Genomic DNA, 25,730 nt, shown 5'->3' with positions numbered 1-25,730 from the left:
GACGGCTTCCGCTAGCAGCCTGAGCCCGCGGCGTCGTCCGCGATGCGGCGGCGGACCTGGTCCTCCTGGGCGAGGCGGCGCAGCAGTTCGAAGACCGGGGCGCAGATCGCGAAGACGATCACGGCGCGCTCCGCCAGGGCCACCGGCTCGTCGAGGCAGGAGGCCCGCTCCAGGTCCAGCCGGGCCACCGACTCGGCCAGCCTCGCGTAGGCGGCCAGCTCGCCCGGGGCGTACTGGGCGTCCAGTCGGCGCAGCTCCTTGAGCGCCGCCGTCAGCCCCTTCACGTGCGGTGACGCGCCCGGTGCCCGCCAGTCCAGGGCCGCGAGCAGCTCCGCCACCTCCGCCCCGGCGGCCTCGTCGGCCTCGGTCTCCTCCTCCTCGCCCGCCGGGCCCTGGGAGGCCACCGGCACCGGGAGCGCGTAGCTGATCGCACCGAGGGCGCCCTCGGTGGTGTGGGCCTGGTCGACGGCCCCGAGGACCTCGCGGGTGGCCGCGATGGACAGGCCGCCGAGCGTGGTCAGGGCCTTGATCAGGCGCAGCCGCTCCGCGTGCTCCTCCCCGTACTCCGCCAGCGTCGCGGCCGTCGCCCGCCCGGCCGGCAGCAGCCCCTGCCGCCGGAAGTACTTGATGCTGGCGACCGGTACGCCGGTGAGCCGGCTGAGCTCCGAGATCTTCATGCGGCTTCCCTGCTGGTCATGCGGTCGGTCCGGTCCGGTGTCCGGCATCGGCGATTGGACACCACAACAAGATACTGCCAGTATCCAGTGACTGGATACCAGAAGTATCCAACCCAGGAATCGCAGCCGCACCGGAGAATCGATGCCTCACCCCACGCCACCCTCCGTGCTCCGCCGACCCCAGCTGTGGATCGGTACGGGACTCATCGCAGCAGTGGTATCGATGTTGTTCGCCCTGCTCTACGTGGGCGGCAACGTCAACCCCAGAGGGAACCTGCGCGACCTGCCGGTGGCCCTGGTCAACGCCGACGCCGGCGCCGATGCGGGCGGCCGCCGCGTCGCCCTCGGAGAGCAGGTCGTCTCCGGCATCGAGAAGGCCGCCGAAGGCGACAAGAGCATCGACTGGCAGCTCGTCACGCGGGAGGAGGCGGACAAGCGGCTGGGCAGCGGCAAGGTCTTCGGTGCCCTCGTCATCCCGAAGGACTTCTCCGCCACGGTGACCGCGCTCGGCGCCCCCCAGCCCCCGGCCCAGGGCAAGCCCGCGCCGCCGACGATCACGGTGCTGACCAACCAGTCCGCCGGCAGCATAGGCTCCTCCATGTCCTCCCAGGCCGCCCAGAAGGCGGCCCACGCGGCCTCCGCCCAGATCGGGCAGGAGCTCCTCAAGCAGGCCGCGGCGCAGAAGACCCCGCTGCCGACGGCCGCCCAGCTCAAGCTGGCCGACCCGGTGACCGTGGCCGTCGCCGACGGCCACCCGGTCGGCTCCCGCAGCGCCATGGGTCTGAGCGCCTTCTACTACGCCCTGGTGCTGGTCGTCTGCGGCATGCTCGGCGCCAACCTGGTCAACTCCCAGGTCGACACCGCGCTCGGCTACCTGCACACCGACTACGGCCCGGTCCGCAAGCGCGAGCCCGTCCAGCACACCAGCCGCGTCCGGACCCTTGCCGTCGGCATCGCCCTCATGCTCGGCATGTCGGTGATCATGGGCACCCTGGTCGAGGTCGCCACCGTCGCCATCCTCGACATGGACGCCTCCCACCTCGGCCTGCTGTGGGTGTACTCGGTCGCCACCATCGCCGTCGTCGGCATCGGCGGCCTCGCCCTCTTCGCCGCCTTCGGCACCCCCGGCATGCTGCTGGCCACCATCGTCTTCATCGCCATGGCCGTCCCCTCCTCCGGTGCGACCGTGCCCCTCCAGGCGCTGCCCGGCTTCTTCCACGGCCTCGCCGAGTTCGAGCCGCTGCGCCAGATCACCGAGGGCCTGCGTTCCATCCTCTTCTACGGCGCCCAGGCCGACGCGGGCCTGACCCGGGCGTGGACCGCGATGGGCATCGCCCTCGTCGCCGCCCTGCTCTTCGGCTTCGGCATCACCCGCCTCTACGACCGCCGGGGCCTGCACCGCATCCCGCACCCGGCCGCCGACGAGGCCGTCGTCGAGACCCCGGAGCAGCCCGCGGCCACCGAGGCCCCGGCGCCCGCCAAGGCCTGAGCCGGGTCCGGCCCGGCCGCGCCGACGGGGCCCTTCAGGGCAACGGGCGGCCGGCCACAGCCGGGATCCTTGGAAAGGCGGGTTCCGCGCGGTACCCCTGACAGGGCGTACGCGCGGAACCCGCCTTTCCGTATCTGCCCGGTCCGGCGGCCTCCGCGCCCCGACCGACGGCAGGAGCGCCCCATGACCACAGGCTGGAACCCCCGCCCGCCGGACGCGGACCACCCGCAGGACGAGCACCTGCCGGAGCTCGACGTCCCGCCGCCCGGTCCGCAGCGGCGCTGGACGGTCCTGCTCAGGCTGCTCCTGCTCCTGCCCCAGCTGATCGTCACGGCCCTGCTCGCCGTCGCGGCCTTCTTCGTGACCGTCGCCGGCTGGTTCGCCGCACTGGTCCTGGGCCGGCTCCCCGACGGCATCGCCCGCTTCCTCGGCGGGTTCCTGGCGTACGAGACCCGGGTCGCGGCCAGTGCGATGCTGCTGGTGGACCGCTACCCGCCGTTCTCCTTCGAGGCGCCCGGCCATCCGGTCCGCATCGAACTGCGCCCCGGCCCGCTGAACCGGGCCGCCGTGCTGTTCCGCCTCGTCCTGATGCTTCCCGCGATGATCGTGACCGGCCTCCTGCAGTACGGCTGGGGCGCCCTGTGCTGGGTGTTCTGGCTGATCACCCTCGTACTGGGGCGCATGCCCGCCCCCGTCTTCGGTGCCGTCGCCGCCGTCGCGCGCTACCGGATGCGCTACCAGGCGTACGCGATGATGCTGACCTCCGCGTACCCCAAGCGCCTGTTCGGCGACCAGCCGACGGCCGCGGCCGTCCCGCCGCCGGCCGCCGGGGGCTCCGGCACCCGCCCGCTGCTGCTCGACGCGCCGGCGAAGGCGCTGGTCGTCCTCGTCCTCGTGCTCGGGATCCTCGTCGCGTGCGCCTCGCCGACGGTCCGCGTCCAGGTCAGGGACGACGACGGGTCCGAAGCCGTGGAAACCGCAGCGATCCGGACAAGCTGAATGGCCTCCAGGTGAACACCAGTCGCTCGACGCCAGGTCAGCGGCCCGCGTCCGGCCGGACACCCCCTTCATCACCCCCCGTTTCCGACCGAACACGGAGCGCCGCACCCCGTCTGAGCTGCCCGAACGACCATGCGATATCCGATATCCGAACGTGGTGTCCGTAAATCGGCCGTCGACATGCGCTCCACCTTCGCATCGGACAGACTCGGCCGCATCGGAGCCCGACAACGAAAGTAATTGTCGCGCTCAACCTTCACATCGAAAGAGAGTCTTGTCGTGCGCTACCGCTTCGCTGCCGTCTCCGCCGCCGCCCTCCTGTCCCTGGCAGGCGCCACCGGCATGGCCGAGGCCAAGCCCACCAGCCTGTACGCCCCGTCCGCGATGGTCTTCTCCGTCGCCCAGGGCGACGACGCCTCCGCCCCGGTCCTGCGCGCCGCCACCCTCAGCTGCATGCCGAGCGCGCAGGGCACGCACCCCGACCCCAAGGCCGCCTGTACGGCCCTCAACTCCACCGGCGGCACCTTCGACCGGCTGCTCGCCGCCCCCGACACCGACCGCGCCTGCCCGATGCACTACGCGCCCGTGACCGTCACCGCGGAGGGCGTCTGGCAGGGCAGCCGCGTCACCTGGAAGCACACCTTCTCCAACGCCTGCGCCATGAACGCGACCCTCAACGGCAACGCCGTCTTCGCGTTCTGACGCCCGCTCCACCGGAGGAAGCCCCGGACGGCCGACCCGGGCCGGCGGACCGTCAGGCCGTGGGAGGGTGCGTGGCCAGCCAGTGGCGCGCGATGCCCTCGCGGGTGGTGATCCAGGCCCCGCCGCGCTGCGCGACGTGCCGCAGGAAGCCGTCGAGCGCACGGATCCGCCCGGGCCGGCCGATGATCCGGCCGTGCAGGCCCACGCTCATCATGCGCGGCCGGTCGGCGCCCTCCGCACGGAGCACCTCGAAGGTGTCGACGAGGTAGCCGAGCAGGTCGTCGGCCGTCGTGAAGCCGTGGACGATCAGGAACTTGAAGTCGTTCGCGTCGAGGCTGTACGGCAGCACGAGGTGCGGGCGCCCGGCCGCCTCGACGTAGAAGGGCAGGTCGTCGGAGTAGTCGTCCGAGTCGTAGAGGAAACCGCCCTCTTCGGCGACCAGGCGCCGCGTGGCCGGGCTCGTCCGGCCGGTGTACCACCCCACGGGCCGGCGGCCGACGAGCCGCTCGATCGTCGCGGTGCAGCGCGCGATCTCGGCGCGCTCGGCCTCCTCCGGCACCTCGCGGTAGTCGGTCCAGCGCCAGCCGTGGCCCGCCACCTCCCAGCCCGCGGCGCCCATCGCCCGCGCCGCGTCCGGATGGCGTTCGAGCGCCCGGCCCACGGCGTGGACGGTGAGCGGCGCACGGTGCTCCGCGAGGGTGCGGTGGACGCGCCAGAAGCCGGCGCGCGAGCCGTAGGCGAACATCGACTCGGCGTTCAGGTCGCGCCCGCCCACCACCGGCGGCGCGCCGACGATCTCGTGGAGGTACCCCTCGGAAGCCGGGTCGCCCTCCAGGACGCTCCGCTCGCCGCCCTCCTCGTAGTTGAGTACGAGGCTGACGGCGACGCGGGCCCCGCCGGGCCAGGCGGCGTGCGGCGGTTCGGCACCGTAGCCGACGAGATCGCGCAGATGCTCCGACACGGGCCGCACCCTACCGCCCGGCCGGGGGAGCGCCCCACTGCCGCGGGCCGTGTCCCGCGGATCAGGCGGCGGGGGAGGGCCAGGGGACGTCGGTGGCGACGGCGGCGGAGTAGTCGACTCCCGGCACCGAGAACCCGTACAGGCGCCGGACCTCGTCGCGGAACCAGTCGAGGTCGGCGAGGCCCGCGATGGTGCCGGTCGTCGCCGCCTCCCAGCGCGCGGCGACGGCCGCCTGCACCTCGTCGGCGAGCTCCCAGCCGTCCAGCCGGACCCGGCCCTCGTCGTCCTGCGCGAGCGGGGCCGCGCCGGTCAGCTGGTCCCACAGGGCGGCGAGCTGACGGATCGGCGGGACCAGGTCCTCCCCGAGCACCCCGCGCAGCAGGCCGGTGTACAGGGCGATCCCGGGGACGGCCGTGGAGGACTGGGTGACGGCTGCACCGTTGACGGAGGTCACGGCCCGCCCGCCGACCGTCCTACGGAGGCGCTCGTCCAGGGTCCGGGCGGTGGCCTCCAGGTGGGCCTTGGCCGCGCCGATGGTGCCCTGCCGGTAGATCGCCGCCGTCAGCGGCGAACCGATGTAGGACAGCGCGGCCGTGGTGAACCCGTCGGCGAGCAGGCCGCGTCCGGAGAGGTGGTCGATCCAGCGCTCCCAGTCCGCGCCGCCCATCACGGCCACGGTCTGCTCGATGTCGTCGCCCTCGGCCGGCCCGGTCTCGACCGCGCGGACCTCGGGGGCGCCCCGGTCGTCGAAGACGAGCGTCTTGGTGCGGTTCGGCGCGCCGATGGGCTTGAGGACGGAGGCGTACGCGGCACCGGTGTCGGGGTCGGTGCGGCGGGGGGCCGCCACCGAGTACACCAGGTGGTCCAGGCGCCCGCCGAACCGCCGCTCGAGGAGCTCGGCGACCTCGTCCTTCATCGCGTCCGAGAACGCGTCGCCGTTGAGGAAGACCAGGTCCCGTCCGGCCGCACGGGCGATGTCGGCGGTGGCGGCGGTCCGGTACCAGCCGGCCGTGGCGGTACGCCGCTCCGTGGGCGCCTTCTCGAAGGAGACCGCGATCCCGCGGATCCCGGCGCGCCGCAGTCCGGCGAGGGTGGCGGCGAGGCCGTACCCGGCGGAGGAGCCGATGACCAGCGCCACCGGCCCCTCGTCCTCCGGGGCGGCGTCGGGAGCGGGGCACGCCCGCCACATCTCGTCCACCAGCCGCCGACAGCCCTCCGGGTGGGAGTCGAGGAAGAGGAATCCCCGGTTGCGGGGGTTCAGCACGCGCTCGTTCACGATGGCGGTCCTAGGGTCGGCAGGGACGGGGACGCGGCGGCCGGCCGGCCCCCGCTCACTTCCAGTCTGCGGCGCCGTCGCCGGACTCCGGAGCGCCGACGGGGGACAACGATCAAGGTCCGGTCTTGGAGTGTTCCCACCACTGCCGCCCCGCCCGCCAGGGCGTCGGCCGGGTGCGGGGACGTACAGTTCTGCCCGGCAACGCTCTTGGGAACGGGGTGGGTTGGTGGAACCGCTGAGACCCGGTGATCCGCTCGACATCGGCGGGTACCGCCTCCTGGCGCGGCTCGGGGAGGGCGGCATGGGCGAGGTGTTCCTGGCCCGGACCGCGTCCGGGCGGGCGCTCGCGCTGAAGACCGTGCACCGGGAGCTGAGCCGGGAGCCGGGCTTCGCCGAACGGTTCGACCGGGAGATCCGCACCAGCGACCGGGTGCGCTCGCCCTGGACGGTCTCCGTGGTCGACTTCGGCCCGGAGGGCTCCTCCCCGCAGTGGCTGGCCACCGAGTACGTCCCCGCGCCCTCGCTCGCCGACTGGGTGACCCGGCACGGGCCGCTGCCCGGGCCGGCCGTGACCGCCCTGGCCCGGGAACTGTCCGCCGCACTGGTCTCCGTACGCGCGGCGGGCGTGGTGCACCGCGACATCAAGCCCGCCAACGTGCTGCTGGGCCCGGAGCGGCCGTTCCTGATCGACTTCGGCATCGCCCGCGCCGTCCGCGACCCGCGCCGCACGCAGACCGGCGCGGTCATCGGTACCCCCGGCTACCTCGCGCCGGAACAGGCCCTCGGCGCCACGGCCGGGCATCCCGCGGACGTCTTCTCCCTCGCTGCCGTCCTCGTGTACGCGGCCACCGGCCGGGGGCCCTTCCTCGGCCACGGCGAGGAGCCGAGCCTCCCGGCCCTCCTGTACCGCATCGTCCACGACGACCCCCTCCTCGACGGGGTGCCGCACGAGCTCGTACCGCTCCTGCGGGACTGCCTGGCCAAGGACCCGGACCGGCGCCCCGGCGCCGAGGAGGTACGGGACCGCCTCGGGCCCGGCGAAGAGGACGGCTGGCCCGCCGCGGCCCCGGAGGCCCTGCCGGCGGACGCCGCGCGCCGCGAGGCGGAACTCCGGCCGCTGCTCGGGGAACTCCCGGCGGTGGGGTCACCGCCCGCGGCCCCGGCGATCCCGGTGGGCCCGTCGGCTCCGTCGGGCCGCCGACGGCCGTCGGCCGGAGTGGCCGTGGCGGCCGGGGCCGCCGTCGCCGTTCTCGTCGCCGCCGTCGCCATCGTGCTGCCCCGCCTCACCGGAGGGGAGGGCGCGGACGGCCAGGGAGCGGGCAGGCCGTCCCCGAGCCCCTCGGGCTCCGCCCCGACGGCGTCCGCGTCCGCGGCGGCCCTGCCCGCGGCCTGGGCCGGCACCTGGACCGGCCTCGGGCCCGGCACCCCGGACGCGGACGGCATCACCCACGCCCGGACCCGGGACTTCGCCGTCACCGTCACCTTCCAGGCGGGGGCCGTCGGGGAGCTCACGGGCCGCCAGGTCAGCGAGGTGCACGAGATCTCCACCGGCCGGAACCTGGGCTGCACGGAGGCCCTGGAACTGCGCCAACTCAGCGCCGACACCGCCTACCTGGCGGCCGTCACCAGCCGCCCCACCGACCGCGCGGCCACCTTCGACTGCCCCAAGGGCAACCTCTACGTGGTCAGGATGACCTCACCCGACACCCTGGCCGTCGAACTGGAAGGGGCCCAGTCCGCCGGCGCTCCCGCGACGCTGACGCGCGTTCCCTAGGGGGTCCGCGCCGGGGCGAGCCCCGCGAGGAGCAGCAGGGCGTCGACGAGGTCCTCGGCCGGGGCGCCGGTGGCCAGCCGGCGCAGCTGCCGGCCGAAGACCAGGGCGACGGCCGCGCCCGCCAGCCGCTCGGGATCCGGCACGCCGAGGCGGCCGAGCACCCGCGCGGCCAGCAGGTCGTAGGCGGCGAAGCACTCGGCGGCGGAGGCGCGCAGCCGTTCGTCGCGGCCGGCCTGGACGTACAGCTCGAACGGCGCGATGTGCCGGCTGTCGAACGCGTCGCCGCCCGCGACCCGCGCCACCACCTCCGCCGCCTGCCGGACGTCGAGGTGCTCGTCCGTACACGCGTCGGCGAGCTCCGTGAAGTGCCGGGTCTCCTCCGCCACGAAGTGCAGCAGGCTCTCGCGCAGCAGCTCGTGCTGGGTGGCGAAGTGGTAGGTGACCGAGCCGAGGGAGACCCCGGCCTCCCTGGCGATCCGCCGGTTGGTGACGGCGGCGATCCCGTCCTCCCCGATGATCCGCAGCACGGCGTCGATGATGCTCTGGCGGGTTTCGGAGGCAAGGGGCACACCGGCATTCTGCCCCATCCGGGGTGTGGACACGGCGCCGGACGATCCCTACTGTTCGTTCGAACGAACAGTCAGGAAGAGTCCGAGGGAACGCCGTACGGGAGTCGTCGTGAAGATGTCCGGATCCAACGTCCTGCTCACCGGCGCCACCGGAGGCATCGGGTCCGCCCTGGCGGCGCGCCTGACCGCCGAAGGGGCCCGCCTCACGGTCACCGGACGCCGGGAGGGGCCCCTCAAGGAGACGGCCGACGCCTGCGGCGCCCGCACCGTGGTCGCCGATCTCGCCGTCCGCCCGGACGTGGTCCGGCTCGCGGCGGACTGCGCCGGGACGGACGTCCTCGTCGCGAACGCCGCCCTGCCCGCCAGCGGCGACCTGCTGGACTACACCGAGGAGCAGCTCGACCGCGCCCTCGACGTCAACCTGCGCGCCCCGGTGCTGCTGTCCCGGCTCCTCGCGGCGCGCATGGCCGAGCGCGGCCGGGGCCACATCGTGCTGGTCGGTTCCATCTCGGGGAAGGCCGCGACCAGGTCGACCTCCCTCTACAACGCGACGAAGTTCGGGCTGCGCGGCTTCGCCCTCGCCCTGCGCCAGGAACTCAGGGGCACCGGTGTGGGGGTGTCCCTCGTGCAGCCGGGCTTCGTCCGGGACGCGGGCATGTTCGCCGCGACGGGTGCCACCCCGCCGAGCGGAATCAGGACCGTGACGCCCGGACAGGTCGCCGACGGCGTCGTACGGGCCGTCCGCCGCGACCTCTGCGAGGTCAACGTGGCACCGCTGGAGTTGAGGCTGCTCAGTGCCGTGGCCGGCCAGTTCCCCGGTTTCGCCGAGCGCGTTCAGGCACGGGCCGGTCTGGACGGCTCGGTGCGACAGATCGTCGAGGCGCAGCGCTCGCGCCGGTAGTCAGGGCCTTCGCGCCCGCGCTGGTTCGTTTCGCCCCGCTGCTCGTTCAATTGGCCCGGCTGTAGCGGGCGGTGCCGGTCCAGATGCGTTCCAGCCGTACGCGGGTGCCGGGTTTGGGGGCGTGCCAGATCTTGTCGTGGCCGGCGTAGATGCCGACGTGGCCCATGGTTCCCCCTTTGGGGAAGAAGACCAGATCACCGGGTGCGCGCTGCGCGTGCGGAATGTGCAAAGTGCTCTCGTACTGGGCTTCCGCGGTGCGGGGAAGGGCCCGGCCCGCCTTGCGGAAGGCGTAGAGGGTGAGGCCGGAGCAGTCGAATTCATCGGGCCCGGTGGCGCCGTAGACGTAAGGTGCGCCTTTCTTGGAAGCGGCGATGGACACGGCCTTTATCCCGTACAGGGAAGCGGCCTGGGCAGGGCGGGCGGGGACGAACAGGGCGGCCGCCACGGAGAGGGAGAGGAGCAGGGCGGGACAGCGATGCCTCTTCGCGCTCTTTTCTGTTTTCGGCAATCGTGATACCTCCGCATTCAGATACAGGAACAAGACCGTGATGGTGACTGTTCTCGGTGACTGCGTAATGGCTCCCGACGACCGCCCATTTTGCACGAAGTGTCCGCAATTGCACGCTCGGACACGGCGCGAGTTTCTTCGCGTCGGACACACCGGCCCGCGACGACGTGCCCGGATCTCCTCCGTCCTTGACGCGTCCCCCCGTCCGGCCGCGGGCCGTCGGCCCGCGGCGGCGTCCACCACGGCGAACCGGTGCCCCGCTACCGCACTGGCACCCGTCGGCGGCCAACGGCCCTTCTGCGCATGGGAGATGACGGGCCGGGCCCACGCCGCCGGCACGGCCCCGCTGCGTCCCGCCGGTCAGCCCAGGAAGGAAAACCGCACGATGCGCCGGGGGTTGTCCTTGTTGGTGTCCACCAGGACGACCGACTGCCATGTCCCCAGGGCGAGTTCGCCGCCGACGACCGGCAGTGTGGCGTGCGGCGGCACGAAGGCCGGGAGCACGTGGTCCCGGCCGTGGCCGGGGGAGCCGTGGCGGTGGCGCCAGCGGTCGTCGGCGGGCAGCAGCGCGGCCAGGGCGTCGAGCAGGTCGTCGTCGCTGCCCGCACCCGTTTCGATGACCGCGAGCCCGGCCGTCGCGTGCGGGGTGAACACGTTGAGGAGCCCGTCGCGCCCCCGGGCCGCCTCGCGCAGGAAGCCGGCGCAGGCCGCGGTCAGGTCGTGGACGGTCTCCGCGGAGCCGGTGGTCACGTCGATGGTGCGGGTCGTGAAGGTCATCCCGCCATCCTCGTGCAGGCGTCCGGCCACTCGGCGGACGGACCGTGGTCCGTCCGGGCTACTTCCCCGGGTGCGGGCCGGAACCGGCTCCGGTACCGGCTCCGATACTGGCCGCGTGGGCGCGCCGGGCCACGGGGCGCCATGACGAGGGAGAGCCGACGTGAACTCACCGATGCCCGGGGAATCCGGCTGTGAACTGATGGAGCGCCTCGCGAAGGACCTGCGGAAGAGCATCGAGAAGACGGAGAAGCAGGCGGCGGAGGTCACGCAGAAGATCGCCGTCCTGGAGGCGCAGTCCCCTCCGGACCAGCAGCAGATCGCCGCCCTCAAGCAGACGCGCGGCGTGCTGGAGGCGAAGCTGGAGGAGGAGCGCCGGGCCCTGGCGGACCTGGAGTCGGTGATCAGCGAGAACTGCTAGCGGGCCCGTCGAGCAGGGCGGGGCCGCCCCAGAGGGCGCCGTGCTCCTCCGCACCCGTCCGGGCGGCCTCGCCGGCGGGGCCGCCCGGACGCGGCGGCCCACCCGCCGGCCGGCCGTCCCGCCCTGCCGACAGGAACTCCCGGAACACCTGCGCGGCGCGCGGGTTCTGCCCGCACTGCCACACGCCGTGCGGGCAGTAGTCGGTGATGCTGTGGTACAGCGGCTTGTGGTCGGCGATCCACGCCAGCATGTCCCGCATGTACTCGGCGTTGTCGCCGTTGCGGAACAGCCCCCACTCCGGGTAGGAGATCCGCTTGCCGTGCGCCCGTGCGAAGTCGACGTGCTGCTGCAGGCCGTAGGGCTGGGTCACCTGGTCCGCGAAACTCTCCCCGGGCGGCTGGTCGTACGAGTCCATCCCGACGATGTCGACCACGTCGTCCCCGGGGTAGCACTTCGTCCAGCCGATCGAGTCGGGGCCCCGGTTGGGGGCGAAGTCGAAGCGGAACCGCTGCCCGTGCACCGAGCGCATCGACGACACGATGGAGCGCCAGTACCGCTTCCAGCTCTCCGGATCCGGCTTGCACCGGTGGGTGTAGTTGAAGCCGTTCATCTCCCAGCCGAGCACGATCACCGTGTCCGGCAGCCCGAGGGAGACCAGACGCCCGGCCAGCCGCCGGAAGTGGCGGTCGAACCTGCCCTCCGCGCCGGCGCGCAGCAGCTCGGCGACCCGGCCGTCGGGGACGCCTGCCTCGTTCTGGTTCAGCATGGGCACGTTGAGGACGAACAGCCGGTCCGGCCGCTCCTTGCGCCACCGCGCCCAGGCGTGCAGGGAGTCGGGCGCCCCCTCGATGTTCGCCCAGGTGTCGCCCGGCAGGTAGGTGTGCCCGGCGCGCAGGTCGGTGCCGCCGAGCCAGCGCGAGAGCCCCTGCATCCGGTCGACGCCGGGGGAGCCGTAGTGGAGGTAGGCGCCCACCGCGACCCCCTTCCCGGAGCCGCCCCCGTAGGACCCGTGCGGCGCAGGAGCCGGGGCGCCCCCGGTCGCGAGCAGCATGACTGCGGCCGTAGCGGCGCAGGCGCGGGCCATCCAGCGGCCTCTACGGGACATGGCGTCTCCACAAGGTCTGCGAAAGGGGCTGCGTAACGTTCTGCGGAAGGGGTGCCTCCCCAGCGACGTTAGGCGTCCCGCCCGGACAACGGCCTGTCCGGTGTCCCGATCCTGGACCATTCGCGGTAGCGGACCGCCACCCGCTTCCCCCGACCGGGTGACGGGAGAACGGTGCCGGGCCCTCAGACCATGAGCAGCAGCCGGGTCTGCGCGACCAGCTTCCGGTTGACGCTGGTGCTCTGCACGAAGATCGTGAAGTCGTCGTTGTGGTCGGGCTTCACGCGGACCTCCGCGTCCGGCAGGCCGAGCAGCGCGCGGGCCTCCGGTCCCGTGTAGACCCGGTCCGTCTTCTTCTCCAGCACCGCTATCTGCTTTCGCGCCTGCACCTTTTCCGTCTTGCTCAGCTGGTAGAAAGCGCAGCCGGTGCGGTAGGTGTGCCCGCTCTCGACCACCCATTCCCGGATTCCCGCGTCGCGGGCCACCGGAATGAGCTGGTAGGCCGACGGATCCGCGGGCGTGAGCCCGGCCGCCTCGATGGCCTTCTTGTTGACCGCCTCCCCGCCCGTGGAGAACACCGCACGGGATCCGCGGATTCCCTTGGTGCGGCCCACCATGAACTTCTCGGTCGCCTCCTGGATGACCTGGCCGGCGTCCTCCAGCCCCTGTGTGCTCGTGGCGTCCCAGATGGCGATGTTGTCCTTGGGGAAGCCGCACTGCATGGCCTCGCGCTTGCCCATCTGGTCCGGCACCAGGACGGCCAGCGTCCAGTTGTCGTCCTGCGTCTCGATCATCGTTCCCACGGCCCGCACCAGGTCGGAGGGGTTGCGGCCGGGTGCCCCGGGGCACCGGTGGCTCGCGTTCTCCTGGCCGTCGGTCAGCACGAACGTCAGGAAGCTGTGGTCGCCGTAGAGCTGGGCGGTCTGCGCCAGTTCCCGCTGCGACTGCAGCGTGGCCGCCAGCAGGGCCGTCATTCCGCCGACCCGGTACAGCTGCTTCAGGGACGGCATGCGCAGCACGTCCTTGTCGTAGATGACGCATTCGACCTTGTTCGAGAAGACGTAGACCGTGACCCGGGTTTCCTGGTCGAGTTCCTTCGAACGGCGGGCCAGATAGGCGATCTGCTGATCGGCGACGTCGACGACCTTCTGGCTCAGGTGCGACATGGACGAACTCGCGTCCAGTACGAGTGCGACGTGATTGATGTAATTCTGGATTCCGGACATGACCGCTCCCCCTGTTTCCGAGTGATGTCCAGATCCTCGCACCCGCCACTGACAATCGGTCCGGGAGCTTTGTTTCAGCGGTCCTTGAGGAGCGCGCAGGCGAAGTCCTCCTGGACCGTGCGGAGACGGGCGAGCAGGGCGGGCTTGTTGCCCTTGCTGGTCTGCGTGTTGATGGAGAACGTGAGGGAGCGCGTGCCGTCGGGGGTGGCGGCGGCGAGCTGGGTGTAGCCGGGGAAGTTGCCGGTGTGGCCGTACAGCACGCCGCAGCGGGTCGTGTACTGGAAGAGCGCCAGCCCGGCGGCGTTGGTGCCGGGCCCCGCGGGTTCGGAGGAGTCCCCGGGGCGGAACGCGAGCTGCTCCTTACGGGTCTTCCGCGACAGCAGCGCGGGACCGCCGTACGCGCGGATGAAAGCGCCGAGCTCGCGGGGGGTGGAGACGATCCCCCCGGAGGCCCACACCCCCGAGGTGCCGACGGCCTCGCTGACGTCCTCGGGCGCGGCGGGCGGGGCGACGTCGTAGCCGTGCAGGAACGGGCGCGGCAGGCGGTAGCCCTGCGGGAGGCTGGTCCGGCGCAGCCCGAGGGGGCGGTACACGAGCTCCTTGAGCAGGTCCTCGTAGCGGCGGCCGGTGACGGCCTCGGCCATCAGGGCGACGGCGATGTTGTCGGAGTTGGAGTACTCGTACAGGGAGCCCGGACGGAAGAGCAGCGGCTCGTCCGCCACGAAGTCGAGCAGGGTGCGCGAGTCGAAGACGTGCCGGGGGTCGGCCTGGAGGATCTCCAGGAACCGGGGGGCGGCCGAGAAGTCGGGCAGTCCGCTGGTGTGCTGGAGGAGCTGGCGCAGGGTCACCGCGTGCCAGGCCTCGGGCTGGTCGGGCAGCACCTCGCCGATGCTGTCGTCGAGGGAGAGCGCCCCCCGGTCGACGAGCCGGAGCGCGACCGCCCCGCTGAACGCCTTCGCGATGCTGGCGATGCGCATGTGGTCGTCGAGGTGGGGCGGGCGGCCGGTGGCGAGGTCCCCGACCCCGGCGGTGTACACCCGGGTCCGGTCACCCCTGGTCAGCACGGCGATCACCCCGGGCGGACCGTCGTCCTGCGCGACGAGCCGGTCGAGCTCCCGCTGGAGCCGCTCGTCGCGGGCCGGACCGGCCGGCGCGTCCGCCGCCTGCGCGGGCGGGAGCAGCGAGCCGAGCGCGGCGGCGGCGAGGGCCGCGGCGGACAGACCGGTGCGGAAACGGCGTACGGAGGCGCGGGTGGGCACGGATGTCTCCCGGTGTGCGGTGGGGCGGCGGTTCACACCACTAGCACCCGCCCCGAACCCCCACCCCCGCGCCGCGCCCCACCGCCTCCGTTCGGCCCACACGAAGTCCCCCGCTACGGCAGCACCCGGAGCGCGTGGACGGGGTCACGTCATGGCCGCGGCCAGCAGGGCGGCCACCTCGGCGAGGAGGTGGTCGTCGGGTGGGGCGGCGGGTGTGTGGTGGGTGGAGAGGACGGCGATCGTGATCGGGCCGCCGGCCGGGCGCCGGGCGATGCCGACGTCGTTGGCGGTGCCGTAGCGGCCGGTGCCGGTCTTCTCGGCGATGGTCCAGCCCTGCGGCAGCCCGGCGCGCAGCCGGTTGCCGCCGGTCGTGCTGCCCAGCAGCCACCCGGTCAGCCGGCGGCGGTCGGCGTCGGCGAGCGCGGGCCCGACCGTGAGCCGGGCGAAGGTGCGGCCGAGGGCGCGCGGGGTGGAAGTGTCGGTCATCCGCCCCGGTTCCGCGGAGTTCAGTTCGGGCTCCCACCGGTCGAGCCGGGTCACCCCGTCGCCGATGGACCGGCAGAAGCGGGTGACCGCACCCGGGCCGCCGAGCTCGCGCAGCAGCAGGTTGGCGGCGGCGTTGTCGCTGTGGGTGAGGGCCGCCGCGCACAGCTCCGCCCCCGTCATGCCGCGTTCCAGGTTCTCCGGCAACCCCGTGACCGGGGCGTGGCCGGACCGCGCGACGTCCCCCGCCGTGTAGCGGAAGCGGGTTCCGAGGAACGCTCCGTCCCGGTCGAGGTCGCGCAGAACCGCGGCCACGGCGACCGCCTTGAACACGGAGCACAGGGGGAACGGCTCGTCCGCCCGGTACCGGACCGTCCGCCCGGTGGTGAGGTCGCGGGCGAAGACCCCCAGCCGTGCCGAACGGGCCCGTTCGAGGGCCCCCAGCCGGTCGGCGACCGTGAGGGCCGGGCCGCCGCGGGGCAGCACGGCGGCCGCGGCGGCCAGTACCCGGCGCCGGGTGAGTCGGTGGACCGGCTGGGGCGGCGGCATGCCCCGACGCTAGCGGGGCCGGCCCGGCACGATCCGGAGGACACGGCCTAGAGGACGGCGATGCCCAGGGGGCGGGTGCCGGCCGGGAGGCGGCGGGTGGTGCCGTCGGCGAGGTCGACGACGGTCAGCCCGTTCCAGTGGCCGTCCCGCGTGTAGCCGCCGGTGACGTACGCCGTGCGGCCGTCGCGGGACACCGCGACGTCCTCGTGCGGGCCGTCCAGCGGGTACACGCGTTCGTCGCCGCCGGGCGACCGCACGGTGAGCGAGGGGCCCTCGCCCTCCTCCACGGCGCCCGTCCCGACGACCAGGAGGCGGCCGTCGGGGGTGAGGGCGGCCCCGTGCTGGTGGGTGTCGGCCGTCATCGGTTCCACCGCGACCGCACCGTTGCGCGGGTCCACCACGGCCAGCCGTTCCCCCTCGAACGGCAGCAGCAGCCGGCCGTCGCCGGGGCGGACGACCGCGTAGTGCGGCTTGAGCCAGGACCCGAGCCCGCCCGCCGTGCCGTAGGGGGCGACTTCGATGCGGCGCGCAGCGAGGGTGTCCGCCGCGACCACCGTGACGTCGAAGGAGTCGTGGCCGGTCACGTAGACCTCGCCGCCGTCACGGGCGACGTCCACGTCGAAGGGGCGGCGGCCCACCGGCACCGTCGCCGTGACCCTGCGCGCGGCGGTGTCGACCACTTCGAGCACGCCCCGGCCGCCCGGCACGTTGACCCCCACGTAGGCGCGCGAGCCGTCCGGTGAGAGCGCGATGCCCATGCCGCCGCCCCGGTACTCGCCGGTGCCGGCCGGCCCCGTACCGGTCGTGTACGGGATCCGGGCCACCCGGGTCCGGGCGAGGGTGTCGACCACTGCCACGCCCTCCGCGGTCGCCACCCAGGCGAGCCCGTCCGGGCCGACGGCCAGCCCGTACGGGGCGGTGCCGACCGCGACGGAGCCGACCGGGCCGCGCAGCGGGTCGACGAAGGTCACCGTGTCGGCCCCGAAGTCGGCGACGAGCAGGGTCCCTCCGGGGGTGGGCCGGCCGGCGGGCAGCGCGGTCCCGCTCGGTGCCGGTGCCGTAACGCCGCCCTCCGCCCCGGCGGTGGTGCAGCCGCCCAGCAGTGCGAGGACCGCCGGTACGGCCGCGAGCAGCGCCCGGGTACGGGCCCGGCGGCTCACCGCGTGCTCCGGCCGTCGCCGCCCGGCCGGTCCTGAGCCGCGCGCAGCAGCCGGGCCAGGCCGTCGAAGCCGCGCCGCACCGCGTGCTCGTACGCCGTCACCCCCTTGGAGTCGGCGAGCCGCGGGTCCGCCCCGGCGGCGAGCAGCAGCCGGACGACCTCCTCGTGGCGGAAGCCGCCGTCGCCGAGGATGACCGCCTCCAGCAGGGCCGTCCAGCCGAGCCGGTTGACGTGGTCGACGTGGATGCCGGTCTCCGCGAGCACGGCCCGTACGTATCCGACGTGCCCGCGCTCGGCGGCCGGGATGAGGGCGGTCCCGCCGAACCGGTTGGGCTGCGTCAGGTCGGGCCCGGCCGGGAGCAGGGCCCGCATCATGCGGACGCTGCCGGTGACACCGGTGACCAGCCAGGGGCTGTCCGCGCGGGAGTCCGGGGCGTTCGGATCGGCGCCGGCGGCCACCAGGACCTCGGCCGCCCGGAGGTGGTCGCCGAGCACCGCGAGCAGCAGCGGCGTGCGGAGGTCCTCGTCGCGGGTCTCCGGGGCGGCGCCGGCGGCGAGCGCGGCGCGCACCGCGTCGGTGTCGCCGGCCCGGGCGGCGTCGAGCAGGAGTCGGTCGTGCGGGTTCATGTGCCCATCGTGGCCCGGCCCGCCGGCGGGGGCGGTCCGCCCGCCGTCCCTCCCGTGCCGCCCGCCCGGCCGATCCGAGCGTCATCCGATCGGCTGATCCGCCCCGGCCGGGCCTGCGCTACCAGGCCTGCGCCCAAGGGCCCGGCCTCCGCCGCCGCGCCGCCCGGCCGCCGAGCCTCAGCCGCCGCAGCCCGGGACCGCACCGGACGGTGCGCAGTCGTCGGGCTGGTTGTCGCGGACGACGTCACCGCTGAGGGTGAGCGTGCCCGAGGCCTTGAAGATGCCGCCGCCGTCGGCCGCCCGGTTGCGGGTGATGGTGTTCCGCTCCAGCGTGCTCGTGCCCAGCCCCGTCGCTCCTCCCGCGTGGTAGAGGCCGCCGCCCTGCGCGGTGCCCTTCCCCGCGGTGACGGTGTTGCGGAGGATCTCGTTGCGCGTGGCCTTCAGGGTTCCCCCGTCGGGGTTGTCGATGCCGCCGCCCTGTGCGGTGCCGCCCGGTGCTTCGGCGGTGTTGCCGGTGATACGGCTGTCCGCCAGGTCGAGCGTGCCGAAGGGGCCCACGCGGACGCCGCCGCCGCGCGCGGTGCCGCCCTGGGCGACGGCCCGGTTGCCGCTGATCTTCACGCCGCTGACGGTCATCAGGGCGTTGTTGGCGATGCCGCCGCCCTGGGCCGTGCCGTGCGGGGCGTCCGCGACGTTGTCGCGGACGGCGCCGCCGGTCACGGTGAGTCTGCCGAGCTCCTCCGGAATGCCGTTGGCCAGCGCGGCGCGCGCGATCCCCTTCACCGCGAAGGCGCGGTTCCCGCTGATGACGGTGTCCTCGATGGTCGTCCCGGAGAAGCTGATGACGGCGGCGCCGAAGGCGATGCTGTTGGTGTTCGCGGTGACGGTCGCGGTGTTCCCGCTGAGCCGGGAGCCGGTGACGGTCAGCGGACCGTCGTTCGAGACGGCGCCGCCCGCGGCACCCCCCTCGGGCGCCTTCCCGTCGTAGACGACGTGGTTGTCGCTCACCTCGGTGTCGATGACGCTCGCGGCGCGGCCGGGGCTGTCGATGGCCCCGCCCTGGGCGAAGACGGCGGACGAGGACGTGTTGCCGGTGAACGTGCTGTGGCTGATCCGCAGCGATCCGTTGTTGGACACGCCGCCGCCGCAGGCGACGCCCACGGCGTCGGGGAAGGCGGGGCAGTCCGTGGCGTGGCCGCCGCTGACCGTCGTCCGGGTCAGGGTGAGGCTGCCCGTGTTCTCGACGTAGACGATCCGGAACTTGGGCACCTTCTTGCCGTGGGCCTCGCGCCTGATGGTGGCCCCGCGCCCGTCGATGGTGATCTCACTGGTGATCACCGGCAGTCCGTTGCCGGGGTGTACGGGGTCCGGTGCCGTCAGCTTGTACGTGCACCCGTGCGCGAGCCGGAGCGTGTCCGGCCCCGGGGTGCCGTTCGCGGTGTTGATCGCCGCGACGAGATCCGGGACCGAGCAGCGGACCTCCACGGGGGCGGCGTGCGCGGCCTGGGCCGGGACGGCCACCAGCGCGCCCGTGACGAGGCCGAGGACGGCCGGGACATGCCGACGGGACATCGGGGTTCCTCCTTCTGCGACTTCTGCGACTTCTGTGACCGAGGGGGCGCGGCCGGCCGCCGGGGAGCGCGGCCGGCCGGGCCCAGCCGACCACGCCGGCGGGCGGTCGGCTCCCCGGCGTGATCCGTACGGGCGCCCGGACAGCCCGTACGGATCACGGAGGCGGGCGAACGGGTGGGGCCCGTCCGTCCTGCTGACCCCGGGTCAGCGGAACCGGTGCAGGTTCTCGCGGAGGAAGGCCTCCAGGGTGCGCGGGGCGCGTCCCGTCAGACGGAGGAAGGCGTCGTCCGGGGTCTCCTCGCGCACCACCGCGAGCTGCTGGATCTCCACCACGTGGGTGGCCAGCCAGGGCGGCATCCCGGCCCGGCCGACCAGGTGGGCGTGCAGCTCGGCCGGGCTCAGGTCGAGGTAGCGGACCGGACGGCCGAGCAGTTCGCCGAGCAGCGCGGTGAGTTCCGGGTGGCTGTAGGCCCGTCCGCCCGTGAGCGGGTACGCGCCGCCGGCCGGTTCCGGGTCGGTGAGGACCGCGGCGGCCGCGTCCCCGATGTCCCGGACGTCCACGTAGTTGCAGCGGGCCCGGCCCATGGCGCCGTGCACCACCCCGGCGGCGGCGATGCCGGGCGCCAGGAGCAGCAGCTTCTGCATGAAGGCGTACGGCCGCAGGACGGTGGCGGTGACGCTGCAGGACCTCAGCCGCTCCTCGACCAGGTGGTGGCCCCGGGAGACGGCGACGGGGGAGTCCGGCTCGGCGGCGGGCGCGGACACCTTGACGACGTGTTCCACGCCGCAGTCGGCCGCCGCCTCGACGGCGTTCAGCTCGTACCGGACCTGTTGCGGGCCGTTGGCCATGGTGAGGAAGACCCGGCGGGCGCCGCGGAAGGCGGCCCGCAGGGACTCAGGGTCGGCGGCGTCCGCCGCGAGGACGGAGGTACGGGCGAGGGTGCGCCCGTCGAGCCCGGCGGCCAGGCGGGCCGGGTCCCGGCTCAGGGCCCGGCTGGGTACGCCGAGGGCGGCGAGGCTGCGCAGGGCGGCACTGCCGGTGGCGCCGGCGGCGCCCATGACGACGATCACGGGGTACGTCCTTCGGTCCGGGGCGCGGCGGGGAGCCGGCGCCAGGCGGTGATGGTGGCCGCGATGGCCGCGGAGACCGTCAGGTCGACCGGCAGCCGCGGCGGCCAGGGGCTGTCGGCGAGGGCGGGGACCTGCGGCAGCCAGCGGGCGGCGGCGAGCCCGGCGGCCAGGCCGAGCACGGCGGCGGCCAGGCCCAGACCGGCGGCCGCGAGGGCGCGCGGGGTCCGGGCGGTCCGGGTGCGCGGCGCGGTCCGGCGCCGCAGGTGCGCGCCGAGTGCGGCGGCCACCAGGGCGGAGGTGCCGCCGATGGTGGTGAGCGCCGCGGTCGTGAGCTGCGGCTGCCCGGTGAGGGCCCCGGCGAGTCCGGCCGTCAGGGCGGGCATGGCGTAGGCGGCCAGGATGTCGGGCCACAGGGCGGTCGGCGGGGGAGCGCCGGGAGCCTGCTGGTGCGTCACGGGTCGTCCTCTCGAATGCATTGATTAGGTGCCTAATTACCAGGGTGCGGATTGCTTAGGTGGCTAACTGGTGGTGCGGGGAAAGGGCGGACCGCCGGCCGGCGGCCCGCCTGGCGCGGTGTCAGTCCCCGGTGAGGGAGTCGATGCCCGCGACCACCCGGGCCAGCAGGTCGAGGAAGGTGGCGCGTTCCTCGGGGGAGAGGCCGCCGACCAGGCCCTCCATCCGGCTGAAGTGCTCCGGCGCCAGGTCGCGCAGCTTGTCGGCGCCGCGTGCGGTGAGGACCACCACGTTGCCGCGCCCGTCCTCGGTGGACGGCCGGCGGGCCACCAGTCCCTCCCGTTCCAGGCCGTCGACCAGGCCCGTCACGGTCGCCCGGGAGACGCCGAGGCTCGCCGCGAGCTGGGAGGGTGACTTCTCGCCGCCGTGGTCCTCCAGGTCGGCCAGCAGCCGGTAGCGCCCGGTGGAGAGGCCGAAGCGGCCGAAGTGCACCTCGCCCGCCTGCCCGATCCGGGCGCCCGCGGCCATCAGCCGCGCGGCGACCAGGACCGCCTGCGGATCGGCGGTCAGCCCGTAGCGGGCGATCTGGCGGCGGGCCTGGTCGAGGGTGGGTGCGGCCGGGCCGCCGTCGGGATGCTGGATCACGAAGAAAGTATGGCGGCTAATCAGATTGCCGGTCAAGTGACCGCGCGCCACGGCGGCGCGCAGGCCCGCACCGGTGGGGCGGCCGTCCCGCGGACACGGGGGATCCGCGGCGAAGCGCCCTCCGAACCCCGCCCCACCGCACGCCGAGGCGCCCGGAATCGGCCCTACCGCTTGGCTCCGCCGGCAGGCGCGCCCCGGCTCCGCGGCCGTACCCGCAGAGCGTGGCGGGGGTACGGCCGCCCGCGGGCCCGCCACCCGGGCGCCGGGCTTCGGCCACGCGCCCCCCTGGGCCGCGGACGAGGACGTTCCTACCCGTGGGTTGGCGGGAACCCGCTTGGTGCCCGTTGATCAGTACCCGAGGAGAGCCCCCGATGACCAAGGTCCTCGTCCTGCACAGCGTCAGCCTCGTGAGGTCGGCGCTCGCCGCCCTGCTGAGATCCGAGGGCGGATTCGACGTCACGTGCGCCGGCTGGCGGTCCGCAGCGCGCCAGGCGGAGTCCTTACGGCCGGACGTGACCGTCGTCGACCTGGACTGTCCGGGGGCGTCCGCCACCCTGGAGGCCCGGGCCGGGACCCCCCGCCCGCTCGACGGACCGCCCGCCCCGCTGCTGGTGCTCGCCACCTCCGGAGCGCCCGGCTCCCTGCAGCGCGGGGTCCGCGCCGCAGCGCACGGCTACGTGGACAAGGACGGAACGCCCGGCCGGCTCGTCCGGGCCATCCGCAAGGTCGCCGCCGGGGAGCGGTTCGTCGACCCGTCCCTCGCCTCGGCCCTGCTGGAGGCCGACCCCATGCCGCTCAGCCCGCGCGAACTGACGGTGCTGGCCCGGGCCGCGGAGGGCGATTCCATCGCCGAGATCGCGCACGCCCTGCACCTCGCCAGCGGAACCGTGCGCAACTACATGGCTGCCGCCACCCGCAAGATCGGCGCCCGCAACCGGATAGACGCCATCCGGATCTCCCGGCGGGCCGGCTGGGTCTGAGAACGGCCCCTTCACACCCGGGCGTTCCACACCCCCACCAGCTCCCGGTAGAGCGCCGACCGGCCCGGCAGGTCCGCGTGTGTCCCGCAGACCGCACGGGTCCCGTCGAGGACGAGGACCCGGTCGGCCCGCGCCGCCGAGGAGATGCGGTGGGCCACGACGACCAGGGTGCCGGGACGGTCGGCGAGCGCCCGCTCCGCCCGCTCCTCGGCCGCCGGATCCAGGTGGCAGGTGGCCTCGTCGAGCAGCAGCAGCGGAGCGGGCGAGAGGTGGGCGGCCACCAGGGCCAGCAGCTGGCGCTCGCCTTGTGAGAGCGCGGCCGGGTCCAGCGGCGCGTCGGGCCCGCCCAGCCGCTCCACGAGGCCCTCCGCCCCCAGGACCGCCACGGCCCGCTCCAGCCGCGCCCCGGACACCGGCCCGGGGCACAGGTGCGTGAGGTTCTCGCGGACGGAGCCCGTGAACACGTACGCCTGCTGCGGCAGCAGGGTCCGCCGGGGATCGGGACCCCGCGCGGGCCCCCGCCAGGCCGGGGCGCCGGCCAGCAGGACGCGGCCCCGGCCGGGCGGGAGGAGGCCGGCCAGCAGAGCGGTGAGCGTGGACTTGCCGATGCCGCTCGGCCCGACGACGGCGAGGTGCTCCCCCTCGCGCAGCTCCAGGTCGAGGCCGTCGATCACCGGCAGGGCGTGCGCCCCGTACGCGAAGCGCACCCGCCGCAGCTCGGCGGCGGGCCCCCCGCCCCCGGCCGCGGGAACCGGATCCGGAGCCGGATCCTGAGCGGGAACCGCCGCCCGCTCCGGCCGCGGGGGGCAGAAGCGCTCCAGGACCACGGCCAGCCGGGTCCCCGCGGAGCCCAGGGCGCCCATGAGCGCATCGAGGGCCGGCAGCAGGGACTGCACCAGGTACGTGAACGCGGCGGCCAGCGCCCCCGCGCTCAGCCCGCGCCCCAGCAGCCACGGCGCACCCAACAGCAGCGCGACGACCGGGAGCCGGCCCGCGACCCCGAGCGCCACCGTGCGCAGTGCGGCCCACCGGGAGAGCAGCCCCGTCAGCCGCTCCTGGTCGGAGATCAGCAGCCGCAGGCCGGCCCCCGCCTCCGCGCCGCCCCCGCAGGCGACCACGTCCCGCAGGCCCGCCGCCAGTTCGCCGGTCCGGGCCGCCAGGGCCTCGTCGGTGTCGAGCGCCCGGCGCTGCACGCGCGCCATCGGACGCAGCGTGAGCAGGAACCCGGCCGTGCCCAGGACCAGCGGCGGCAGCACGAACAGCAGCAGCACCGGCGCCAGTGCGGCCATCCCGGCCAGCGCGCCCGCCGCCGTGAAGACGAAGGACCGGGCCACGAGCACCAGCCCCGCGAAGGAGTCCCGGGCCGTCTCGGTCTGCTGGGTCAGCCGGGAGACGGCACCGTCGTGCACGGCCCGCGCCGGGTCGGCGACCGCGCGCTCCAGGGCCTGCCGCACGGCCCGGCGCACCAGGCCGTCGCGCATCGGCTCGACCAGGTCGGCGAGCCCGCCGAAGACCCCCCGCAGGGCCAGCCCGCCGAGGAGGGCGCCGGCCCCGGCCACCGCCAGCCAGGCCAGGCCGGTGCCGGGCCGCGCGGCGAGGAAGCCGTCGTCGAGGGCGCGGGCCACGGCGTACCCGCCGAGGAAGGTGTGCGCGGACTCCAGCAGGGACCACAGGGCCAGACCGCGCAGCGTCCGGGCGCGGCCGCGCAGGAAGCGGAGTCCCTCGCCGCCGACCCGACGCCGGCCGCCGTCCCCGCTCACCGGTCCGCCCCGGGTCCGGCCGGCTTCCCGCCCGCCCCGAACAGCGCGCGGTAGCCGGGGTCCCGCCACAGCTCCGCGTGCGCCCCGGTGGCCCGTACCCGGCCCTCCTCCAGCCATACGACGAGGTCGGCGCGGGCGGCCGTGGAGGCCCGGTGGGTCACCACGAGACGGGTCCGCGCCCCGACGTCCCGGGCCAGGGCGCGCTCCACCTCGCGGGCGGTGACGGTGTCCAGGCCCGAGGTGGCGTCGTCCAGCACCAGCACCCGGCCCGCCCCGCAGAACGCCCGTGCCAGCCCGAGGCGTTGCAGTTCCCCGCCGGACATCGGGGCGTCGGCGAGCGGTGTGCCGTAGCCCTCGGGCAGCCGGCGTACGAACGGGTCGGCCCCGGCGGCCCGCGCGGCGCGGCGCACGGCCTCCGCAGCGGGCTCCGGCCGCGTTCCGAAGGCGATGGCCGCGCCCACGCTCGGCCCGAACAGGGCGGGCCGCTCGAAGGCGTGGCCCACCTCGCGGCGCAGCGCCCCGGCCGTGAGCTCCTCCAGCGGGGTGCCGTCCAGCAGCACCCGGCCCCCGTCGCAGGAGGTGAGCCGTCCGGCGGCCGCGGCCAGCAGGCTCTTGCCGGACCCGGAGCGGCCGACGATCGCGGTGGTGGTCCCGCCCGCCAGGCGCAGGTCGACGCCGTCCAGCACGGTCCTGCCGGCCCGCACGAGGCGGACGCCGCGCAGCTCCAGCGTGCCGGGGCCGTGGGCGGCGTGTTCCAGGTCCCCCTGCGGGAGTTCGGGCAGGTCCAGGAGGGCGGCGGTGCGGCGGGCGGCGGCCCGTCCGCGCACCACCGCCGCGAGGCGGCCCGTGACGGCTCCGGCGCCGGCCGCGAGCCCCGCGTAGCGGACCGCGGCGAGCAGGCCGCCGACGCCCAGCGCCCCGGCCGCGAGGCGCATGCCGCCCACGCCGAGGACCACGTAGAGCAGCAGCGGCAGCAGGGCGCCGGTGCGGGCGGCGGTCCCCCCGTAGATCCGCCACATCAGCCTTCCCTCGCGGCCCAGTTCGGGCAGCGGGGCGAGGATCCGGGCCGCCTCGCGCCCGGCGGTGCCGGCCGCCGCGATCGTGCGGGCGCCGGCCAGGGCCTCGGCGAGCCGGCCGGCCAGCGCGAGCTGCACCTGCTGGTACCGGCCGACGCTGGCCCCCGACGCACGGGTGAAGGTCCGCAGCAGCAGCACGAGCACCGGCACCCCGGCCAGGAAGGCGAGGCCGGTCCAGACGTCGACGAGGAACAGGGCGACGAGACCCCCGGCCGGCGGCAGCAGGGCCGTGACGGCCGTGGCGACGGCCGCCGGAACGGTCCCCGCGCCCGCGGCGTGCGCGGTGAGCCGGGCCGAGACCTCGCCGGGGGAGTGCCGGGCGGCGTGGTGGGGTGCGGTGCGCAGCAGCGCGGTGAGGCCGCGCCGGCGCAGCCAGGCGGTGGAGCGGGCGTCGACGCCGCCGGTGAGCCGTGCGGTCGCGGCGTCCAGCAGGACCTCGGCGGCGATCACCGCCGCGCAGTAGAGGGCCCACCGGGTGCCCGAGGGGTCGCGGCGCAGGAGCAGGTCGAGGGCGTGGCCCAGGAGGGCCGGTTCGGCGAGCGCCGCGCACGCGGCGGCCAGCGAGCAGCCGGACACGGCCGCGGTGCGGCCGGCGCTGTGCCGTGCGGCCGCCCGCAGGGCCCGGTCGGCGGCACGGTTGGCCGCCGTCTCACCGGGGGTGCCGGCGGCTTCGGGCGGGGTCATCGGCGGCGGCTCCTGGGGTCTCCCGGCGGCGCG

25 protein-coding genes are annotated in these 25,730 nt (G+C 75.0%); 7 read left to right on the top strand and 18 right to left on the bottom strand.

All coding sequences use genetic code 11. The annotated features are described in order from the left end of the window. Positions 1–11: 11 nt before the first annotated feature. Positions 12–677 (bottom strand): MerR family transcriptional regulator, encoded by a 666-nt coding sequence (locus tag ACIPW5_RS00835; protein WP_401238448.1) that lies wholly within the window; start codon positions 675–677, stop codon positions 12–14. A gap of 142 nt (positions 678–819) precedes the next feature. On the opposite strand from ACIPW5_RS00835, the gene ACIPW5_RS00830 reads away from it, so the two are divergent. The 3 genes from ACIPW5_RS00830 (at position 820) to ACIPW5_RS00820 (ending at position 3,867) form a co-directional block, all read left to right on the top strand. Beyond that, positions 820–2,166 carry a YhgE/Pip domain-containing protein gene (locus ACIPW5_RS00830; protein WP_401238446.1) on the top strand — a complete coding sequence of 449 codons (1,347 nt, stop codon included), beginning with the start codon at positions 820–822 and terminating at the stop codon, positions 2,164–2,166. A gap of 183 nt (positions 2,167–2,349) precedes the next feature. Further along, a complete protein-coding gene (locus ACIPW5_RS00825) occupies positions 2,350–3,165 on the top strand; it encodes a DUF4389 domain-containing protein (protein WP_401238444.1) in 816 nt (271 codons plus the stop codon). Between the two features lie 342 nt (positions 3,166–3,507). Further along, positions 3,508–3,867, top strand: a complete 360-nt coding sequence (locus ACIPW5_RS00820) for a subtilase-type protease inhibitor (RefSeq protein ID WP_401240036.1) — start codon at positions 3,508–3,510, stop codon at positions 3,865–3,867. Between the two features lie 52 nt (positions 3,868–3,919). Here ACIPW5_RS00820 and puuE read toward each other — a convergent pair whose 3' ends face one another. Together puuE and fabV are read right to left on the bottom strand one after the other, a co-directional pair. Then, positions 3,920–4,828 (bottom strand): allantoinase PuuE, encoded by a 909-nt coding sequence (puuE, locus tag ACIPW5_RS00815; RefSeq protein WP_401238441.1) that lies wholly within the window; start codon positions 4,826–4,828, stop codon positions 3,920–3,922. 61 nt (positions 4,829–4,889) lie between these two features. Next, positions 4,890–6,104: an enoyl-[acyl-carrier-protein] reductase FabV gene (gene fabV / locus ACIPW5_RS00810; RefSeq protein ID WP_401238438.1), complete on the bottom strand. Its 1,215-nt coding sequence runs from the start codon at positions 6,102–6,104 to the stop codon at positions 4,890–4,892. Positions 6,105–6,330: 226 nt separating this feature from the next. Here fabV and ACIPW5_RS00805 point away from each other — a divergent pair, with 226 nt between their 5' ends. Next, positions 6,331–7,878 (top strand): serine/threonine-protein kinase, encoded by a 1,548-nt coding sequence (locus ACIPW5_RS00805; RefSeq protein WP_401238436.1) that lies wholly within the window; start codon positions 6,331–6,333, stop codon positions 7,876–7,878. Here the strand turns inward: ACIPW5_RS00805 and ACIPW5_RS00800 are convergent. After that, on the bottom strand, positions 7,875–8,447 hold the full coding sequence (locus ACIPW5_RS00800) for a TetR/AcrR family transcriptional regulator (RefSeq protein ID WP_401238433.1): 573 nt from the start codon (positions 8,445–8,447) through the stop codon (positions 7,875–7,877). The two genes, ACIPW5_RS00805 and ACIPW5_RS00800, sit on opposite strands and share 4 nt — an antisense overlap. A 109-nt stretch (positions 8,448–8,556) precedes the next feature. Between ACIPW5_RS00800 and ACIPW5_RS00795 the strand changes: the two genes are divergently transcribed. Next, positions 8,557–9,348 carry an SDR family NAD(P)-dependent oxidoreductase gene (locus tag ACIPW5_RS00795; RefSeq protein WP_401238430.1) on the top strand — a complete coding sequence of 264 codons (792 nt, stop codon included), beginning with the start codon at positions 8,557–8,559 and terminating at the stop codon, positions 9,346–9,348. Between the two features lie 46 nt (positions 9,349–9,394). On the opposite strand, the gene ACIPW5_RS00790 is transcribed toward ACIPW5_RS00795, so the two are convergent. Together ACIPW5_RS00790 and ACIPW5_RS00785 are read right to left on the bottom strand one after the other, a co-directional pair. Then, positions 9,395–9,889, bottom strand: coding sequence for a C40 family peptidase (locus ACIPW5_RS00790; RefSeq protein WP_401238427.1), 495 nt, complete (start codon positions 9,887–9,889; stop codon positions 9,395–9,397). A 327-nt stretch (positions 9,890–10,216) separates the two neighbouring features. Then, a complete protein-coding gene (locus ACIPW5_RS00785; RefSeq protein ID WP_401238424.1) occupies positions 10,217–10,633 on the bottom strand; it encodes a YjbQ family protein in 417 nt (138 codons plus the stop codon). Positions 10,634–10,793: 160 nt separating this feature from the next. On the opposite strand from ACIPW5_RS00785, the gene ACIPW5_RS00780 reads away from it, so the two are divergent. Continuing rightward, positions 10,794–11,051 (top strand): hypothetical protein, encoded by a 258-nt coding sequence (locus ACIPW5_RS00780; RefSeq protein WP_401238421.1) that lies wholly within the window; start codon positions 10,794–10,796, stop codon positions 11,049–11,051. Here the strand turns inward: ACIPW5_RS00780 and ACIPW5_RS00775 are convergent. From ACIPW5_RS00775 to ACIPW5_RS00730, 10 genes are all read right to left on the bottom strand, one after another. Then, positions 11,035–12,156 carry a glycoside hydrolase family 26 protein gene (locus ACIPW5_RS00775; RefSeq protein WP_401238418.1) on the bottom strand — a complete coding sequence of 374 codons (1,122 nt, stop codon included), beginning with the start codon at positions 12,154–12,156 and terminating at the stop codon, positions 11,035–11,037. The genes ACIPW5_RS00780 and ACIPW5_RS00775 overlap by 17 nt on opposite strands. 182 nt (positions 12,157–12,338) lie before the next feature. After that, positions 12,339–13,379 (bottom strand): vWA domain-containing protein, encoded by a 1,041-nt coding sequence (locus tag ACIPW5_RS00770; protein ID WP_401238415.1) that lies wholly within the window; start codon positions 13,377–13,379, stop codon positions 12,339–12,341. 74 nt (positions 13,380–13,453) lie between these two features. Then, positions 13,454–14,638: a serine hydrolase domain-containing protein gene (locus tag ACIPW5_RS00765; RefSeq protein ID WP_401238412.1), complete on the bottom strand. Its 1,185-nt coding sequence runs from the start codon at positions 14,636–14,638 to the stop codon at positions 13,454–13,456. 144 nt (positions 14,639–14,782) lie between these two features. Beyond that, a complete protein-coding gene (gene bla, locus ACIPW5_RS00760; RefSeq protein ID WP_401238409.1) occupies positions 14,783–15,670 on the bottom strand; it encodes a class A beta-lactamase in 888 nt (295 codons plus the stop codon). Between the two features lie 47 nt (positions 15,671–15,717). Next, positions 15,718–16,830 carry a hypothetical protein gene (locus ACIPW5_RS00755; protein WP_401238406.1) on the bottom strand — a complete coding sequence of 371 codons (1,113 nt, stop codon included), beginning with the start codon at positions 16,828–16,830 and terminating at the stop codon, positions 15,718–15,720. Next, entirely contained in the window at positions 16,827–17,456 is a 630-nt protein-coding gene (locus tag ACIPW5_RS00750) for an ankyrin repeat domain-containing protein (protein WP_401238403.1), read from the bottom strand. The genes ACIPW5_RS00755 and ACIPW5_RS00750 overlap by 4 nt, the downstream gene beginning before the upstream one ends. A gap of 177 nt (positions 17,457–17,633) precedes the next feature. Further along, entirely contained in the window at positions 17,634–19,028 is a 1,395-nt protein-coding gene (locus ACIPW5_RS00745) for a hypothetical protein (RefSeq protein ID WP_401238401.1), read from the bottom strand. 204 nt (positions 19,029–19,232) lie between these two features. Further along, positions 19,233–20,099 (bottom strand): NmrA family NAD(P)-binding protein, encoded by an 867-nt coding sequence (locus tag ACIPW5_RS00740; RefSeq protein ID WP_401238398.1) that lies wholly within the window; start codon positions 20,097–20,099, stop codon positions 19,233–19,235. Beyond that, positions 20,096–20,554, bottom strand: coding sequence for a hypothetical protein (locus ACIPW5_RS00735; protein ID WP_401238395.1), 459 nt, complete (start codon positions 20,552–20,554; stop codon positions 20,096–20,098). The genes ACIPW5_RS00740 and ACIPW5_RS00735 overlap by 4 nt, the downstream gene beginning before the upstream one ends. Before the next feature lie 121 nt (positions 20,555–20,675). Beyond that, on the bottom strand, positions 20,676–21,197 hold the full coding sequence (locus tag ACIPW5_RS00730; protein ID WP_401238392.1) for a MarR family winged helix-turn-helix transcriptional regulator: 522 nt from the start codon (positions 21,195–21,197) through the stop codon (positions 20,676–20,678). Positions 21,198–21,568: 371 nt separating this feature from the next. Between ACIPW5_RS00730 and ACIPW5_RS00725 the strand changes: the two genes are divergently transcribed. Continuing rightward, on the top strand, positions 21,569–22,177 hold the full coding sequence (locus ACIPW5_RS00725) for a response regulator transcription factor (protein ID WP_401238390.1): 609 nt from the start codon (positions 21,569–21,571) through the stop codon (positions 22,175–22,177). An 11-nt stretch (positions 22,178–22,188) separates the two neighbouring features. Here the strand turns inward: ACIPW5_RS00725 and ACIPW5_RS00720 are convergent, their stop codons facing one another. After that, positions 22,189–23,937 carry an ATP-binding cassette domain-containing protein gene (locus tag ACIPW5_RS00720; RefSeq protein ID WP_401238387.1) on the bottom strand — a complete coding sequence of 583 codons (1,749 nt, stop codon included), beginning with the start codon at positions 23,935–23,937 and terminating at the stop codon, positions 22,189–22,191. Next, positions 23,934–25,697, bottom strand: a complete 1,764-nt coding sequence (locus ACIPW5_RS00715) for an ATP-binding cassette domain-containing protein (protein ID WP_401238384.1) — start codon at positions 25,695–25,697, stop codon at positions 23,934–23,936. Before ACIPW5_RS00715 ends, ACIPW5_RS00720 begins: the two co-directional genes overlap by 4 nt. Between the last annotated feature and the right edge of the window lie 33 nt (positions 25,698–25,730).

The organism is Streptomyces sp. NPDC090077 (genome assembly GCF_044747545.1).
Lineage (GTDB): Bacteria > Actinomycetota > Actinomycetes > Streptomycetales > Streptomycetaceae > Streptomyces.
This window is presented reverse-complemented; position numbering and strand designations above follow the sequence as displayed.

Bases quoted from the DNA above. Each gene is read 5' to 3' on its own strand.
- ACIPW5_RS00835 (WP_401238448.1), bottom strand. From the start codon at position 677: ATGAAGATCTCGGAGCTCAGCCGGCTCACCGGCGTACCGGTCGCCAGC.
- ACIPW5_RS00830 (WP_401238446.1), top strand. From the start codon at position 820: ATGCCTCACCCCACGCCACCCTCCGTGCTCCGCCGACCCCAGCTGTGG.
- ACIPW5_RS00825 (WP_401238444.1), top strand. From the start codon at position 2,350: ATGACCACAGGCTGGAACCCCCGCCCGCCGGACGCGGACCACCCGCAG.
- ACIPW5_RS00820 (WP_401240036.1), top strand. From the start codon at position 3,508: ATGGCCGAGGCCAAGCCCACCAGCCTGTACGCCCCGTCCGCGATGGTC.
- ACIPW5_RS00785 (WP_401238424.1), bottom strand. From the start codon at position 10,633: ATGACCTTCACGACCCGCACCATCGACGTGACCACCGGCTCCGCGGAG.
- ACIPW5_RS00775 (WP_401238418.1), bottom strand. From the start codon at position 12,156: ATGTCCCGTAGAGGCCGCTGGATGGCCCGCGCCTGCGCCGCTACGGCC.
- ACIPW5_RS00770 (WP_401238415.1), bottom strand. From the start codon at position 13,379: ATGTCCGGAATCCAGAATTACATCAATCACGTCGCACTCGTACTGGAC.
- bla (WP_401238409.1), bottom strand. From the start codon at position 15,670: ATGCCGCCGCCCCAGCCGGTCCACCGACTCACCCGGCGCCGGGTACTG.
- ACIPW5_RS00750 (WP_401238403.1), bottom strand. From the start codon at position 17,456: ATGAACCCGCACGACCGACTCCTGCTCGACGCCGCCCGGGCCGGCGAC.
- ACIPW5_RS00745 (WP_401238401.1), bottom strand. From the start codon at position 19,028: ATGTCCCGTCGGCATGTCCCGGCCGTCCTCGGCCTCGTCACGGGCGCG.
- ACIPW5_RS00725 (WP_401238390.1), top strand. From the start codon at position 21,569: ATGACCAAGGTCCTCGTCCTGCACAGCGTCAGCCTCGTGAGGTCGGCG.
- ACIPW5_RS00715 (WP_401238384.1), bottom strand. From the start codon at position 25,697: ATGACCCCGCCCGAAGCCGCCGGCACCCCCGGTGAGACGGCGGCCAAC.